The organism is Polaromonas sp. UC242_47 (assembly GCF_044452385.1).
Classification (GTDB): Bacteria; Pseudomonadota; Gammaproteobacteria; order Burkholderiales; family Burkholderiaceae_C; genus Polaromonas.
The window spans coordinates 3,262,955-3,278,564 of sequence record NZ_JBIOAO010000001.1 but is presented as its reverse complement, the minus strand read 5'-3'; the positions used below and the strand labels follow the sequence as shown (position 1 = coordinate 3,278,564).

Genomic DNA, 15,610 nt, shown 5'->3' with positions numbered 1-15,610 from the left:
TTACCTTACGAGGGTTGCAGAGTTGATAAGAATCGGTGTTTTGGGAACATCGCTGGGGAAAGGGCCGCCTGGGCCGGTGGGTGTGGCCTTGATTTTGCCCACCACATCCATGCCACTCACCACCTTGCCGAACACCGTGTAGCCGAACAGCTGGGGGGCGTTGACCAATTGTGCGCGCGGTGTGTTTTCATACACACGGCCCTGGTATTCAAACTTGGGCACCGGATCACCCGGCGGGATAGGTGTGGGGTTGAGGAAGTCGTTGTTGTTGACGTTGATGAAAAACTGCGCGGTGGCGGAGTTGGGGTCGTTGGTACGTGCCATGGCCAAGGTGCCGACCACGTTTTTGTCGCCGCCCTTGGCCTGCGCTTCACGGCCTTCATGGGCCACAGGCGCGCGGGTTTTTTTCTCTTTGTAGCCGGTGTCGTAACCGCCGCCCTGGACCATGAAGTTTTCGATCACACGGTGAAACACCGTGCCATCGTAATGTTTGTCCTTGACGTATTGCAGGAAATTTTCGACGGTTTTGGGCGCCTTGTCGGGATAAACCTCGACCACAAAATCACCGGCACTGGTCGCAAACTTGACCCGGGGCGCGGGGCTGGTGTTTTGGGCCCAGGCCTGGCTGGCCACCAGGCTCAGGGCGGCCAGCGTCAGGCAGGCGCGGCGTCCAAGGGTTGTTGGGCTGGATGTCATCCGATCACTCCTTCAAAAAATATTTTCCACTGGCTGCCCTGGCGCACCCAGTACTGGCGCCGGGTCGGGCCGGTCAAGGAACCGCTGGGCACCTCGCCAAAAGTGACCACCATGGTATCGGCGCTGTCGGTCCAGCGCAGGTAGGACAGGTCCTTGAGTTGCACCGAACGGCCGCGCATTTTTTCGACCTCGGTGCGTTGCAGCGCGGTCCAGTCGGCCAGGGTCTTGCCGTAGCTGTTGAAATCGCTGGTGTACAAGCTGCTCAGCGTGCTGAGGTCGCCGCCGGATTTGGCCTTGTGCCAGTTGTGCAACGCATCTTCAAACGACTTGCTGTCGGCCTTGACGCTGTGCGGCGCCACCCACTGCAGGCTTTGCGCAATCACCACCGGGGTGGAGCGTACTTCCACGGTGCGGATGATGCGTTCCAGGTCGGGGTTGGCCAGCACCACGCAGCCGTCGGTGGCCAGCGGCGCACGCGAGAACTGGGCCGGCGGTGTGCCGTGCAGCCAGATGCCGCTGCCGGTTTTGCCGCGTTTGACATCCAGCGGGTTGGGGTAGTTGATGGGCAGGGCGCCCGAGCCGTAAAAGTCTTTCAGGGACTTGGGGTCCAGGTTGCTGGTCACAAAATAAATGCCCAGCGGCGTGCGCAAATCCCCTTCGGCATTTTTTTCTATCCCGGATTTGCCCAGCGAGATGTAATAGTCGCCCAGCAGCTTGAGCCCGCTGCTGGTGTTTTCAAACAGGTAAAGCCGGGCCCGTGAGGCATCAATCGCCATCGCATGTTTGTTGCGAGGCGACAGCGCCAGGAATTGCGAGGGAATGGTGCCTGCGGGCGGGCGTTCCCGCAGCGCTTTCAGGCGCAGCAAGGACTCCTGGCGCAGCTCGCCCAACATGCCGGCGCCGGCTTTGGCCGCGCCGTCGGGCACATCGCCCAGCGCGCGCAGGGGGCGCGAACGGGCGGTCAGCAGGTCGCCATAAACGAGTTGTGCGAGCTGGAAGTTGGGGTGGTCCTGGACCAGGCGTTCGGCTTTGGCCAGCGCCTCGCGGCCTTTGGCCTGGCCGGCAAGTTTGTAAATTTCGATCAGGCGGGCTTCGGCTTCGCCATCCTTGACTTCCGGCCGGGCCGGTGTGCGCTGTGAGGCCTTGCGTTTCTCGGCGGCGACGCGTGGAGAGGGCTTTTTCGGGGTGAGGGAGTCGGCCCGGGCTGCGGCGCTGCCCAGCAGCGAAAAAGCGATGACAAGTGAAACTGCGGCGGCCCGTTGCATGGAGTGATCAGGAAAATAGTCAGGTAAGCGCGCAAGGCTGCGCTGGCCGGGGTCGTCGCTGCGGTCCATCAGCCGCCGGTCGATTCCTTGACAATCACCCAGCGTTCGCCGGCCTTGGCCAGGTCCAGGGTTTTGCGGCTGGAGACATTGAGCGCATCGGCGCTGTAGTCCTGCTTGAATTTGGCGGTGGCGGCGTTGCCTTTGACGGCCACGGACAGGTTGCTCAGCTTCACGTTGATGCGGGATTTGCCGACGATGCGGTTGCGGCGTTCTTCTTCCCAGGCCTTGCGCGATTGCTTGCCCGGGGTGTCGAAGTCCTTGCCATACGCGGCGAGGTAAGTCGCCATGTCCTTGGACGACCAGGCATTGGCCCAGGCGCGCACGGCGTTTTCAATGTCTTTTTCAGCGGCGCTGACCGGCGTTGCCGCGGCGGGGGCCGGTGCCGGCGCGGGCGCCACCGGTGCGGCGGCAGGCGCGGCAGGTGGCGCAGCGGCGGGTTTGGCAGGGGCGGCTGGTGGCGGCGTGGCCGGTGCTGCCGCAGCGGCCGGTTTCTGGCCGGCAGACTCGGCGCTGAACAAGGTGCGAATCAAGGCCAGCTTGGGTTGCACGGCGGTGTTGCCGCCATCCAGTTGCAAGGCCTTGCTGTAGGCCTGGCTGGCCAGCTTGGCGTAGACATCGCCCAGGTTTTCGTGGGCGGTGGCGTAGCTCGGGTTGGTGCGTATCGCCATTTCAAGCGCGGCGCGGGCCTTTTCGAACTGGTTTTGACCGGCGTACAACACGGCCAGGTTGTTGTAGGGCTCCGGCAGTTCCGGGTAGTCCTGGGTGATCTTGGTGAAGCTGTTGATCGCGTCGCCCGGTTTGCCGGCCTCGGTCTGGATCACACCCTTGAGAAAACGCATTTGCGGGTCGCGCGGTTTGGCCGCCAGATACTGGTCGGCCTTGGCCATGGCTTCCGTCAGCTTGCCGGAGCGAACCAGGTCGTTCACATCGCTGTAGTCGTCAGCCTGGGCTGCCGACACAAACAAGGCCGCTGACAAAAACAGCCAGCGCAGGGCGGCGGACAGCGGTTTGCTTGAAGGGGAAGCTGACATGGGCATATTTCCTCTGGAAGGCGTTGGGGTGGCTGGCGCGAGACAAGAACCTGCAGGGCAACCGGTATTGCGGCTTGCTGCACGGGGTTCTGACCAGCTGGATATACTGGGCGATTGTATCTGAGGGGTATAGTTTATATCTCCGTCCCCCGTTCCAGCTTTCTCATCCGGTTCCGGCCATTCACGCCGGGCTGACACTCCAGACATTTCATGAGCCTTCGCATTTACAACACGCTGTCGCGTGCCGTAGAAGATTTTTCGCCTTTGGTGCCCGGCCAGGTGCGCATGTACGTGTGCGGCATGACGATTTACGATCTGTGCCACATCGGCCATGCGCGCATGATGATGGCTTTCGACGTGGTCCAGCGCTGGCTCAAGGTCAGCGGCTACGAAGTCGTTTATGTGCGCAACATCACCGATATCGACGACAAAATCATCAAACGTGCGGTCGAACGCGGCATCACCATACGCGCCCTGACCGACGAGATGATTGTGGCCATGCACCAGGACATAGGCGCTTTAGGCATAGAGCCACCGACGCTGGAGCCGCGCGCCACCGAATACGTGCCGCAGATGCTGGGCATGATAGACACGTTGGAGAAAAAAGGCCTGGCCTACCGTTCCGGCAATGGGGATGTCAATTACGCCGTGCGCAAGTTTGCGGGTTACGGCAAGCTGTCTGGCAAGTCGCTGGACGAGTTGCGTGCCGGCGAACGCGTGGCGGTGCTGGACGGCAAGGACGACCCGCTTGATTTTGTATTGTGGAAGTCGGCCAAGGCCAGCGAGCCTGACGACGCCAAATGGGACAGCGATTACGGCCCCGGCCGGCCGGGCTGGCACATTGAGTGTTCGGCCATGAGCTGCCAGACCCTGGGCGAGACCTTCGACATCCACGGCGGCGGCGCCGACCTGCAGTTTCCGCACCACGAAAACGAAATCGCCCAGAGCGAAGGCGCCAATGGCAAGCCGCTGGCCAGGTTCTGGGTGCACAACGGGTTTGTCCGGGTCGACAACGAAAAAATGTCCAAAAGCCTGGGCAACTTCTTCACAATCCGGGAAGTGCTGGCCAAATACGACCCGGAAACCGTGCGTTTTTTCATCGTTCGTGCCCACTACCGCAGCGCGCTGAATTACAGCGACGTCCACCTGGACGACGCCCGGGCCTCGCTCAAACGCCTGTACACCGCGCTGCACCTGGTGCCGCCCGCGGCCGTGGTGGTGGACTGGACCCAGCCTTTTGCCGCCCGTTTCAAGGCGGCCATGGACGAAGACTTTGGCACGCCCGAAGCGGTGGCGGTGCTGTTCGAGCTGGCCGGTGAGATCAACAAGACCCAATCGGCCGAACTGGCGGGTTTGCTGAAAAGCCTGGGCGCTTGCCTGGGCCTGCTGCAAAACGACCCTGGCGCCTTTTTGCAAGCCGGTGCCGGGCTGGACGAGGCCAGCATCGTGGCCCTGATCGCGCAACGTGCCGCGGCCAAACAGGCCAAGGACTTTGCCGCGGCCGACCGCATCCGCCAGGACTTGCTGGCCCAGGGCATTGTGCTGAAGGATGGGCCCGGTGGCACCACCTGGGAAGTCCAGTCTTGATCCCAAATTTAAGCCATTTCGGCCTCCAGCCCTTTACCGATATGCGCGACCAGCTATGAAAAATATAGTAAAAAGCGGCCCTGCCAGCACCGAGCTGGCCGAAGTGGCCGAGCCCGTCGAAACCTCGACGCCTGACTATTGGGCCGATGCCTGCAAACACCTGGTGAAAAAAGACCGGGTGATGAAACGCCTGATCCCGCAGTTTGGTGACGCCTGCCTGCAATCGCGTGGCGATGCGTTCAGCACGCTGGCGCGCAGCATTGTGGGCCAGCAGATTTCGGTCAAGGCGGCACAAACCGTGTGGCATCGGTTTTCCGCGCTGCCGAAAAAAATGACGCCCGGTCATGTGCTCAAGCTCAAGGTGGACGACATGCGCGCGGCCGGCCTGAGCGCCCGCAAGGTGGAGTACCTGGTGGACCTGGCCATCCACTTCGACGCCGGCACCGTGCATGTGAAAGACTGGCAGGCGATGGATGACGAAGCCATCATTGCCGAACTGGTGGACATACGCGGCATAGGCCGCTGGACCGCCGAGATGTTTTTGATCTTTTACCTACGCCGGCCCAACGTGTTGCCGCTGGACGATGTGGGCCTGATCAACGGCATCAGCCAGAATTATTTTTCCGGCGAATCCGTCAGCCGCAGCGATGCCCGCGAGGTGGCTGCCGCCTGGGCGCCGTATTGCAGTGTCGCAACTTGGTATATTTGGCGCTCGCTGGACCCTTTGCCGGTGCTGGGTACCGAGCAGAATTGACGTTTTAAGAATAAGCCTGAGGAGCCCCATATGGCGAAAAAGACCTTCCTCGATTTCGAGCAGCCGATAGCTGAGCTCGAAGGAAAAATTGAAGAGCTGCGTTACGTGCAGACCGAGTCTGCGGTCGATATTTCGGACGAAATCGACCAGTTGGCCAAGAAAAGCCAGCAGCTCACCAAAGACATTTACAGCGACCTGACGCCCTGGCAGATCACCAAGATCGCGCGCCATCCCGAGCGGCCTTACACGCTGGATTACGTCAACGAGTTGTTCACCGACTTTGTCGAGTTGCACGGTGACCGGCATTTTTCCGACGACCTGAGCATCGTCGGCGGCCTGGCCCGTTTCAACGGCACGGCCTGCATGGTGCTGGGTCACCAAAAGGGGCGCGACACCAAGGAACGCGGCCTGCGCAACTTTGGCATGAGCAAACCCGAGGGTTACCGCAAGGCCTTGCGCCTGATGAAAACCGCCGAGAAGTTCAAGCTGCCGGTGTTCACCTTTGTCGACACGCCGGGCGCTTATCCCGGCATCGACGCGGAAGAACGCGGCCAGTCCGAAGCCATCGGCCGCAACATCTTTGAGATGGCTCAGCTTGAAGTGCCCATCATCACCACCATCATCGGCGAAGGCGGCTCCGGCGGCGCGCTGGCGATTTCGGTGGCCGACCAGGTCGTGATGTTGCAATATTCGATTTATTCGGTGATCAGCCCGGAAGGCTGCGCTTCCATTCTCTGGAAAACCTCGGCCAAGGCCGAAGAGGCCGCCGAAGCGCTGGGCATCACCGCCCACCGCCTCAAGGCCTTGGGTGTGATCGACAAGATCGTCAACGAGCCCGTCGGCGGCGCGCACCGCGACCACAAGCAGATGGCGGCGTTTTTGAAGCGTGCCCTGAATGACGCCTTCCGCCAGGTCAGCGATCTGAAGGTCAAGGAATTGCTGGACCGCCGCTACGAGCGCCTGCAAAGTTATGGCCGTTACACCGACACCAAAGCCGACGCCAAATAAGCCGCAGGACGTTTCGACCGCGTCCGCGGGCCTGAACCGTCCCAACCCGGCGCTGGCCGCGCTGGATCAACTTCCTTCTTTGTTGTCGCCCATAGGCGTGGCCTACAGCGGCGGCGCCGATTCCACGGCCTTGTTGCTGGCGGCGGCGGAGCGCTGGCCGGGGCTGGTCCACGCCATTCATATTCACCATGGGCTGCAGGCGGCGGCGGATGATTTTGTGCGCGTGTGTGAAACCACCTGCGCCGGCCTGAAGGTTCCGCTGCAAGTTGTGTATGTTGATGCCGCGCATGCTTCTGGCGAAAGTCCCGAAGATGCGGCGCGGCGCGCGCGTTACAAGGCCCTGGCCGGCGCGGCGACGCAGTTGGGCCTGGCGGGTGTGTTGCTGGGCCAGCATGCCGATGACCAGGTCGAAACCCTGTTGCTGGCCTTGAGCCGCGGCGCCGGTTTGCCCGGCCTGTCGGCCATGGCGGCGCAGTTTGAGCGCGGCGGCATGGTGTTTTACCGGCCGCTGCTGCAGGTACCAGCCGCCAGCCTGCGCCACTGGTTGCTGCAGCAACAACATCCCTTTGTCGACGACCCGACCAATACTGACGAGCGTTACACCCGGAACCGGATTCGCGCCCGCCTGCTGCCCGCGCTGGAAGAGGTATTTCCGCAGTTCCGCGCGACCTTTGCGCGCAGCGCCCAACATGCGGCCCAGGCGCAGGCTGTGCTGCTGGAGGTGGCGCGTGAGGATGTGGCGCGTACCGGGGCACCGCCCGTGATCAAGGTCTTGCAGGGCTTGTCCCGGGCGCGCCAGGCCAATGTGTTGCGGCACTGGCTGCTGGACGTCCATCAGGCCACACCGAGCACGGCGCAACTGGAACAATTGCTGGCCCAGGTGGCGGCCTGCACCACGCGCGGGCACCGAATTCACCTCAAGGTGGCCACCGGCCATGTGACGCGGGCCGGGGACTGTCTGCATTACGCTGCCTAGCGTGCGCAGCGCAGGGCCGCCCCAAGCAAGCACAGCCCCCTCGGGGGCAGAGAGCTACGCGTAGTGAGCGAACGTGGGGGCTCAATAGGTAGTAGTCCTAGGTATAATTGAAGGATTTGCTGGCGACCCAAGCCGTGTTGTACGGGGTGAAATCGGGCCTGCCACGAGCAATCTCCGTAACCAACTCCTGATTGATATCCTGCAATGGCTTTGATCGTTCATAAATACGGCGGCACGTCGATGGGCTCCACCGAGCGCATCCGCAATGTCGCCAAACGCGTCGCCAAGTGGGCTCGCGCCGGCCACCAGATGGTGGTGGTTCCCAGTGCCATGAGTGGTGAGACCAACCGCTTGTTAGGCCTGGCCAAAGAACTGGCACCAGCCCAGGCCCTGGATGCCTATCACCGCGAACTCGACGCGCTGGCGGCGACCGGCGAGCAGGCCTCCAGTGCGCTGCTGGCCATTGCACTGCAAGCCGAAGGCATGCCTTCGGTGAGTTACGCCGGCTGGCAGGTCGCTATCAAAACCGACAGCTCCCACACCAAGGCCCGCATCGAATCGATTGACGATCAAAAAGTGCGTGCCGATCTGGACGCCGGCCGGGTAGTGATCATCACCGGCTTTCAGGGCGTGGATGATGGCGGCAACGTCACCACCCTGGGTCGCGGCGGCTCCGACACCTCGGCGGTGGCGATTGCGGCAGCGCTCAAAGCCCATGAATGTCTGATCTACACCGACGTGGACGGCGTGTACACCACCGACCCGCGTGTGGTGCCCGAAGCGCGGCGCCTGCACACGGTGAGTTTTGAAGAGATGCTGGAGATGGCATCGATGGGCTCCAAGGTGTTGCAGATCCGCTCGGTCGAGTTTGCGGGCAAATACAAGGTGCCCCTGCGCGTGTTGTCCAGCTTCACGCCTTGGGACATCAACATCGACGAAGAGGCCAAGTCCGGCACCCTGATCAGTTTTGAGGAAGACGAAAAAATGGAACAAGCCATCGTATCGGGCATCGCATTCAACCGCGACGAAGCCAAAATCTCCGTGCTCGGCGTGCCGGACACCCCGGGCATCGCCTACCAAATTCTGGGTGCCGTCGCCGACGCCAACATCGAAGTCGATGTGATCATCCAGAACATCAGCAAAGACGGCAAAACCGACTTCAGCTTTACCGTTCATCGCAACGACTACGTGCGCGCGGTGGACCTGCTCAAGGCCAAGGTGTTGCCTGCGCTGGGTGCGCATGAAGTCACCGGCGATGCCAAGATCTGCAAGGTCAGCATCGTCGGCATCGGCATGCGCAGCCATGTCGGCATTGCCAGCAAGATGTTCCGCGTGCTCAGCGAAGAGGGCATCAACATCCAGATGATCTCGACCAGCGAAATCAAGACCTCGGTCGTGATTGACGAAAAATACATGGAACTGGCGGTGCGCGCATTGCACAAAGCCTTTGATCTGGACCAGCCTGTTGGCTAAATAAAACCGGATTGCTCGACAAGGGCTGAAGTCGTGAGATAATTCGCGTTAGCCAGAAATCAGGAAACGTGACCGAGTGGCCGAAGGTGCTCCCCTGCTAAGGGAGTATGGGGTGTAGAGCCTCATCGAGGGTTCGAATCCCTCCGTTTCCGCCAAATGGCTAGGATCAAAGCACCTTTCGAGGTGCTTTTTTTTCGCCTGTCGTATTTCAAAAAACACCTGTTTATGTCGCGTGCAACCGGACTTTGGCCTTACACCATGGCCTGTCGCGTACTTTTGTGAGGACGGGCCTGCGGTTTTGCCAGGCACCGCCCTCAGTACATCACCGTGGCGACGCGATCAGGTACTTGGCCAGCGCGTGGTAGGCCGGCAGCGAGGTCGGGTCGTTCGCCGCATTGCCGGCCACCGGGTTCGAGGCAAAACGGGCGATCACCATTTCGGCTTTTGGATCGACGTACAGCGCCTGGCCGTGCACGCCGCGCGCCATGTAGGCGCCGTGTTCGTTGTGTGTGATCCACCACATGTCGCGGTAGCTCCAGCCCGGTAGCAGCTTGTAGCCGGCCTTGGCAAAGTTGCCTTTGTTGCCGCCTTGCCGGATGTCGTCAATGGCGGCCTTGGGCAGGATTTGCTGGCCGTTGAAAACACCGTCGTTGCGCAACATTTCACCAAAGCGGGCCAGGTCGCGCAGGCCGGCATTCATGCCGCCGCCGGCAAACGGTGTGCCTATGGAGTCCACGGTGTAATAGCCGTCCTGCTCGGCACCCAGGCGTTGCCAGATGCGTTCGGACAGCAGTTGCGCCACCGTACGACCGGTGGCGCGTGCAATGACCCAGCCCAGGGCATCGGTGTTGGCGGTTTTGTAGCCGAAGGCCTCACCGTGGCGGCCCTGGGGTTTCACAGTTTGCAAAAAGTCGTAATAGCTGCGCGGCCCGGTGTAACCCTTGGGTTTGGGCAAGGGGCTGCCGGCGGCCGCATGTTGCCAGACCTCGGCCTTGGGGTCGGCGTAGTCTTCGCTGAAACGGATGCCGGTGGTCATGTCCAGCAACTGGCGCACGGTGGCGCTGCCGAAGGCCGAACGCGACAACTCGGGCACGTAGTCGGCCACACGTTTGTCGGCATCGAGTTTGCCTTCGGCCACCAGCGTGGCACCCAGGGTGCCGGCCAGGGACTTGCTGACCGACATCAGGCCGTGCTGGCCGTCGTCTTTCAACACGCCGAAATAACGTTCGTAAACCACACGTCCGCGGTGCAGCACCACGATGCCGTCGGTGTAGTTGGCCAGCAGCGATTGCGCCCAGCTCATGGGCTGGTTGCCGCCCAACGGCGTGAAACTCACGCTGTCGATATCCTCACGTTCGGCGCGTGGCAGGGGCAAAGGCGCGCCCAGTCCGCGCGAGACATTCATGGTTGGCATCAACTGGCGAAAGTTGGAAACACTCCAGCGCAGGGCCGGAAACTGGAAGTAGCTGCCGTCGTCAAAACGCAGGATGCGGTTGGCTGGCGGCGGAGAACCCACCATCCAGCCGAGTTTGGCCGGATCGCTGGCCACGGCGTCCAGCGGCGCCTTGTTCTTTGCCGCTGATTCAGGCGCCGCAAAAACGCCGGGGACGGTGGTGCTCAGGGCCATGGACAAACCCATCAGCAGGAAGAAACGCGAAGGGCTGCGCGCGTGTACAGGAGGTTGCATAAATGCCTTTCAAGGTTGGCGACCACCGGGCCGCTGCAGATAAACGTCATACCCACTCAATACGATCAGTACATCACCACCAGATTGACGAGCCAGCCGCGCCAGACGGGAGCCGAGCCGCCCATCAACTTGGTCATGCCCTCGCCGGGGCGCGAGAAGCTGACGCCCCCGGTGACGAAGGTGTGTTTGTTGATCACACGTGTGTATTTCAGATACAGGTCGTCGGCCAGATGGGCGGAGGTGACACCGGTGATCACGCTGGGCGCGCCGCCGACCAGGATGAGCCGGGTGGACTGGCCGAACTGCAGGGGGCTGGCGAGCTGATTCGCGTAGATACGGGCGATGTACAGATTCAGGATGTCACGCGGCGTGGGTGACCATTCGACCGCGATCTGGTGCGTCCGCACATTGGTGTTGATGAACACCATGGAGGCCTTGCTGCCTGTGGCCCAGGCACCGGGGTTGCCGTCGTAGAACAGTGGGTCGAAGCGTTCCAGCCGGGGGGTGGTCGGGTCGTCTCCCGAAAGCGTCTGGAACGAGTAGGAAATTTTGGGTTTGCCGGCCAGGGACGTGAAGTTGTAGCCGACCTCGGCCTTGCCGCCCCAGGCCCGCATGTTCACGCGCGGGTTGCGTTCCAGTGCCGCATCGACGCCGACCCAGAGCGTGCCGGTTTTGCGCTCCAGCAGCGGCCAGCGCGTAAAGCCGTAAACAAAGGCCATGCCGTCGCGGGCGCCATCGATGATGCTGGGCGGGCCGAGGCCGCCTAGCGCCGCCTGCGGGTAGGGCGATGAAGAGCGGACGACCTTGCCATAAGACAGTCCCGCAAACTTCTCCGCCGTGGGTTTGTACTGCACCACGGCCCCCGCCAGCCGGGTGCCGGATTCGTTGTCGGGCTGCTCGTTGGGCGCCAGGTAAAAGGCTTCGGTCGACCAGGGGCCCTGGGTGAGACGGGCAATGCCGGTCATCGCAAAAGCCCTGCGCGGACCCAGCTTGAGCGCACCGCGGTCAAAGCCGTTGGAGGCGCCGTTGGACACCAGCATGCCGGTGCCCAGGGTGTAACGCTGCGCGCCCGTCGACAGGTCCAGGCGGGCCGAGGTGCCGGGAACATCCCAGCGCAGGCCGGCAAAGGCGTCCTCAAAGCTGGCGCGACCGGTGTTGCCCGCGTCAAAGGCGTCGCGTCCCAGCGTGCCCGACGCCACCACCGACAGCGCGCCATAAGCCTCCAGACCAGGGCGCAGGCTGCGCGTGGCGGCCACGCCGGGCTTGACGTAAAACTCGCCCCAGCTGCGGTTCGAATTGAAAGCGGCGTGTTGCGCAAAGGTTTCCGACAGATTCCAGAACAGATTGTGTTCGCTGGCGTACTGGATGCCGGCCTCTAGGGAGTAGTTGACTCGGGTGTCGGTGTCGGACGGTGATTCCGCCAGCGCCAGAGAATGCGCCGCTGCAATGGCCAGGGCTGAGGCCAGTGGCAGGCGCCATCGGCCAGCTTGCTGCGGAACGCTGCGCATTGGGGGGAAAGAGCGTAGCCGTTCCATGGTCAGCCTCCGGAGCACCTTGCGGGTTGCAGGCGTGATCATGATAGATCAAGGATAAGACGGACACGCCGATCGGCCAGGCCGTTGGTGCGGTCCCGCACTATGCCGGTGTACTGGGACAGCGAGCCTCCATCCGGCAGCGCTTGCCGGCGGGCTGCGAACAGGCCTTCAACGCGCAGGCTGAGCCCCTGGCCGGCTTGCGGTTGGTGCAGGCCTGTTTTATGAGTGAAATGGGCAGCCAGCCCTTATAGGGTGGTCGCAAGCAGCTATGGATTCAGGAGCGAATCAAGCCCGGCGCAGATCTTTCGCGCCAGTTGCTTGCGACGAGGGCTTAGTTGCGGCTGCGCTGGAGCAGGCTCTCGCCGATGAACTTGGCGCGCTCACGCGACAAGGTGAAAAAGATCCAGCCGAAGCCCAGATGGCGCAAGCCCAGGCTCACATGGCGTTCCGGTGTTTGCGTTTGCGAGATGGCAAAGTCGGCATCGTGCTGCACCAGGACCGGCATGTCGGCCGTGACTTCCATTTGCACGGGCGGCTGCATGAGGTTGCGCGCTTGTGCCAGCTGGTGCATGAGTTCTTCAACCTGGCGTGTGCTCAGTTGCGTGCCAAGTACGGTGAGGGTGCCGTCGGTGTTGGGTGTCATGTTGCCCCTTTCAGTGGCTTTGAGTTGTTGTCAGGGCTGGATTGTCCAGCCTTGGGGCGAGTGCGCTGATTTTATCCCCGCGCTCGCACGGCCTGCTTGACGCAACCAGTCGTAAAAAAGCACACACGGTCATTTTCAGGCGTTAAGGTTGATGTTTTTATCTCATAGGGAACAAGAACATGGCTTTGAAACTCATCCTGGGCAGCGCGACATTGGCGATGGCACTGATAGGCTGCAGCACACCGGGCACCCCTGCGACCGGCACCGGCCCGGCGGCCGGCGGCGCCTCCGAAGGCCTTTGCAATGCCCAGGGCGCCCAGTTCGCCATCGGCAAGGCCGCGGGCGCGAGTGTGGTCGAAAGCGCACGCCAGCGTTCAGGTTCCTATATGGCACGGGTGTTGCGCCCCAACCAGCCGGTGACCATGGATTTCAACGCCCATCGTCTGAATCTGGAGGTGGATGCCGCCGGGGTGATCAAAGCGGCGCGTTGCGGCTAGACATGCCGTCGTGAGCGGCCCAAGTGAGCGCGGCGTGCTCACTTGGGGAATGCCCTGTCTTCTCGGTGAAACACGCGTGCTATATTTTATTTGATATAGATACAAATGTTTCATGACCACTGCTTCACTGTTTGCAAACTTCCCGCTTGAGGGCCTGAGTCCCGAGTTGTTACGCGCCGCGCGCTGGATAGAGGCGCATCCGCGCGAAGTGGCGCTGCATTCGATGCGTGAATGTGCGCGCCGTGCCGGGCTGGCACCCGCCACCTTGAGCCGGCTCGCCCAGGCCCTGGGTTTTCAGGGGTTCGAGGCAATCAAACATTTATGCCAAGAATCTTTTTCCGCGCAGGCCGGTTATGCCGGTCGGGCCGAGGTCTTGCAGGCCAGTGCGCGCCAAACCCCGGACTGGCTGGCGCAGCTCAATGAAACACAACATGCGAATACAGCGTCTGTCGGCGGGCTGAACCAGGCTGCGCAACTGGAGGCCGCGGCCGACGCCATGCTCAAGGCGCGCCGGGTTTATTTTTTGGGTTTGCGTGCCAGCCATGGCCTGGCTTTGCACCTGCATTACACCTATGGCCTGCTGGCGTCCAACGGTGTGTTGGTGCAGGGGCTGGGCGGCACTCTGAGTGACCAAGTCGGCGAGATGGGGCCGGGGGATTTGCTGGTCGCGACCTCGTATGCGTCCTACACCCGGCAGACGGTGGAAGCCGTGGCGCAGGCCAGGGCGCAAGACGTGGACGTGTTGGCGCTGACCGACAGCGCCTTGTCGCCGATTGCGCGCTCGGCCGCACACACCTTGCTGTTCCGTACCGACAGCCCTTCGTATTTTCATTCCATGGTCGGTGCCTTGTCCCTGACCGAGGCGCTGGCCGCCGCCGTGGCGGTACGCGGCGGCCGCAAGGTGCTGGCCCATTTGCAAACCCGCCAGGACCGCCTCGACAGCGAAGGCGCGTATTGGGACGAGCGCAGCGACAAGACCAGCACCGGTCGTTCACTCCATTCTCATTCTTCATCAAGGAAATAAGTTTTATGGCTGCAGCGTCCACCCATGTGTTTCATCGCCAGTTGCAGCGCAAGCCGCCGGTGGCCGTCAGCGGGCAGGGCGTCTACCTGACCGATGCGCAGGGCAAGACTTACATCGATGCCTCGGGTGGCGCGGCCGTGTCCTGCCTGGGCCATGGGCACCCGCACGTGCTGGCCGCCATGCATGCGCAGATCGACAAGCTGGCTTATGCACACACCAGTTTTTTCACCACCGAGGTGGCGGAAGAACTGGCAGACCAGTTGATCCGTACCGCGCCGCAAGGCATGAGTCATGTGTATTTTGTCAGCGGCGGTTCCGAGGCGGTCGAGGCCACACTCAAGATGGCGCGCCAGTATTTTGTCGAGATCGGCCAGCCGCAACGCACCCATTTCATCGCGCGCAAACAGAGTTACCACGGCAACACCCTGGGTGCGCTGGCCATAGGCGGCAACCAGTGGCGGCGTGAACCGTTTGCACCCATTTTGATTCCGGCCACGCATGTGTCGCCGTGTTACCCCTACCGTGAACAGCAGGCCGGTGAGACGCCCGAACAATACGGCTTGCGCCTGGCGAAAGAACTGGAAGACGCGATTCTGGCCAAGGGCGCGGACAGTGTGATTGCCTTCGTGGCGGAAACCGTGGGCGGCGCCACGGCCGGTGTGCTGGCGCCGGTGCCGGGTTATTTCAAGGCGGTGCGCGAGGTCTGCGACCGTTATGGCGTGTTGCTGATTCTGGACGAAGTGATGTGTGGCATGGGCCGTACCGGCACCTTGCATGCGTGCGAGCAGGACGGCGTGTCGCCCGACCTGCTGGCGGTGGCCAAAGGCCTGGGCGGCGGTTACCAGCCGATAGGCGCGGTGCTGGCGCAGAAAAAAATTGTGGATGCCATGCGTGAAGGCTCGGGCTTTTTTCATCATGGCCACACCTACCTGGGCCATGCGATTGCCTGTGCCGCCGCGCTGGCCGTGCAGCAGGTGTTTGAGCGCGACCAGTTGCTGCCGCAGGTGCGGGCACGCGGCGATTTTTTGCAGCAACTCATGCACCACAGCTGGGGCGAACATCCCCATATTGGCGACATTCGTGGGCGTGGTTTGTTCTGGGGCATCGAGCTGGTGCAGGACCGCGCCAAGAAAACACCGTTTGACCCGGCACGCAAACTGCATAGCCGTATCAAGCAGGAGGCGATGGCGCGCGGCTTGATGGTTTACCCGATGGGCGGCACGGTCGATGGTCGTTATGGTGACCATGTCCTGCTGGCGCCACCCTTTATCAGCAGCGAAACGGAGCTGGCGATGGTGGTGGACCGCCTCGGTTCGGCCATGGATGCCGCGATCGCAGCGACTTCATAAAAACAGTTTTACAACCAGGAGACAA

General features: G+C 62.1%; 14 protein-coding genes and 1 tRNA gene. 9 read left to right on the top strand and 6 right to left on the bottom strand.

Annotated elements, in window-relative coordinates; genetic code table 11:
- The 3 genes from ACHMXK_RS15860 to ACHMXK_RS15850 form a co-directional block, all read right to left on the bottom strand.
- Nucleotides 1–696, bottom strand: coding sequence for a peptidylprolyl isomerase (locus tag ACHMXK_RS15860; RefSeq protein WP_397441502.1), 696 nt, complete (start codon nt 694–696; stop codon nt 1–3).
- Complete coding sequence (locus tag ACHMXK_RS15855; protein WP_397441501.1) at nt 693–1,961, bottom strand: L,D-transpeptidase family protein; 1,269 nt, start codon at nt 1,959–1,961, stop codon at nt 693–695. The genes ACHMXK_RS15860 and ACHMXK_RS15855 overlap by 4 nt, the downstream gene beginning before the upstream one ends.
- Before the next feature lie 68 nt (nt 1,962–2,029).
- Nucleotides 2,030–3,058 (bottom strand): tetratricopeptide repeat protein, encoded by a 1,029-nt coding sequence (locus ACHMXK_RS15850; RefSeq protein WP_397441500.1) that lies wholly within the window; start codon nt 3,056–3,058, stop codon nt 2,030–2,032.
- Between the two features lie 204 nt (nt 3,059–3,262).
- Between ACHMXK_RS15850 and cysS the strand changes: the two genes are divergently transcribed.
- The 6 genes from cysS (at nt 3,263) to ACHMXK_RS15820 (ending at nt 9,005) form a co-directional block, all read left to right on the top strand.
- Nucleotides 3,263–4,639 (top strand): cysteine--tRNA ligase, encoded by a 1,377-nt coding sequence (gene cysS, locus ACHMXK_RS15845; protein ID WP_397441499.1) that lies wholly within the window; start codon nt 3,263–3,265, stop codon nt 4,637–4,639.
- Between the two features lie 55 nt (nt 4,640–4,694).
- Entirely contained in the window at nt 4,695–5,393 is a 699-nt protein-coding gene (locus ACHMXK_RS15840; RefSeq protein ID WP_397441498.1) for a DNA-3-methyladenine glycosylase family protein, read from the top strand.
- Between the two features lie 30 nt (nt 5,394–5,423).
- Nucleotides 5,424–6,401 carry an acetyl-CoA carboxylase carboxyltransferase subunit alpha gene (locus tag ACHMXK_RS15835; RefSeq protein WP_318406999.1) on the top strand — a complete coding sequence of 326 codons (978 nt, stop codon included), beginning with the start codon at nt 5,424–5,426 and terminating at the stop codon, nt 6,399–6,401.
- Nucleotides 6,364–7,377 (top strand): tRNA lysidine(34) synthetase TilS, encoded by a 1,014-nt coding sequence (gene tilS / locus ACHMXK_RS15830; RefSeq protein ID WP_397441497.1) that lies wholly within the window; start codon nt 6,364–6,366, stop codon nt 7,375–7,377. The genes ACHMXK_RS15835 and tilS overlap by 38 nt, the downstream gene beginning before the upstream one ends.
- 204 nt (nt 7,378–7,581) lie before the next feature.
- Entirely contained in the window at nt 7,582–8,850 is a 1,269-nt protein-coding gene (locus ACHMXK_RS15825; protein WP_397441496.1) for an aspartate kinase, read from the top strand.
- 62 nt (nt 8,851–8,912) lie between these two features.
- Nucleotides 8,913–9,005, top strand: a tRNA-Ser gene (locus ACHMXK_RS15820).
- Nucleotides 9,006–9,172: 167 nt separating this feature from the next.
- Here ACHMXK_RS15820 and ACHMXK_RS15815 read toward each other — a convergent pair.
- The 3 genes from ACHMXK_RS15815 to ACHMXK_RS15805 form a co-directional block, all read right to left on the bottom strand.
- Entirely contained in the window at nt 9,173–10,537 is a 1,365-nt protein-coding gene (locus tag ACHMXK_RS15815) for a serine hydrolase domain-containing protein (RefSeq protein ID WP_397441495.1), read from the bottom strand.
- Nucleotides 10,538–10,602: 65 nt separating this feature from the next.
- Nucleotides 10,603–12,045 carry an alginate export family protein gene (locus tag ACHMXK_RS15810; protein WP_397441494.1) on the bottom strand — a complete coding sequence of 481 codons (1,443 nt, stop codon included), beginning with the start codon at nt 12,043–12,045 and terminating at the stop codon, nt 10,603–10,605.
- A 358-nt stretch (nt 12,046–12,403) separates the two neighbouring features.
- Nucleotides 12,404–12,715, bottom strand: coding sequence for a hypothetical protein (locus ACHMXK_RS15805; protein WP_397441493.1), 312 nt, complete (start codon nt 12,713–12,715; stop codon nt 12,404–12,406).
- Between the two features lie 179 nt (nt 12,716–12,894).
- Here ACHMXK_RS15805 and ACHMXK_RS15800 point away from each other — a divergent pair, with 179 nt between their 5' ends.
- The 3 genes from ACHMXK_RS15800 to ACHMXK_RS15790 all read left to right on the top strand — a co-directional run bounded on the left by ACHMXK_RS15800 (nt 12,895) and on the right by ACHMXK_RS15790 (nt 15,585).
- Nucleotides 12,895–13,212, top strand: coding sequence for an I78 family peptidase inhibitor (locus ACHMXK_RS15800; protein ID WP_397441492.1), 318 nt, complete (start codon nt 12,895–12,897; stop codon nt 13,210–13,212).
- Nucleotides 13,213–13,324: 112 nt separating this feature from the next.
- Nucleotides 13,325–14,236 carry a MurR/RpiR family transcriptional regulator gene (locus tag ACHMXK_RS15795; RefSeq protein WP_397441491.1) on the top strand — a complete coding sequence of 304 codons (912 nt, stop codon included), beginning with the start codon at nt 13,325–13,327 and terminating at the stop codon, nt 14,234–14,236.
- Nucleotides 14,237–14,241: 5 nt separating this feature from the next.
- A complete protein-coding gene (locus tag ACHMXK_RS15790) occupies nt 14,242–15,585 on the top strand; it encodes an aspartate aminotransferase family protein (protein ID WP_397441490.1) in 1,344 nt (447 codons plus the stop codon).
- Nucleotides 15,586–15,610: the final 25 nt, after the last annotated feature.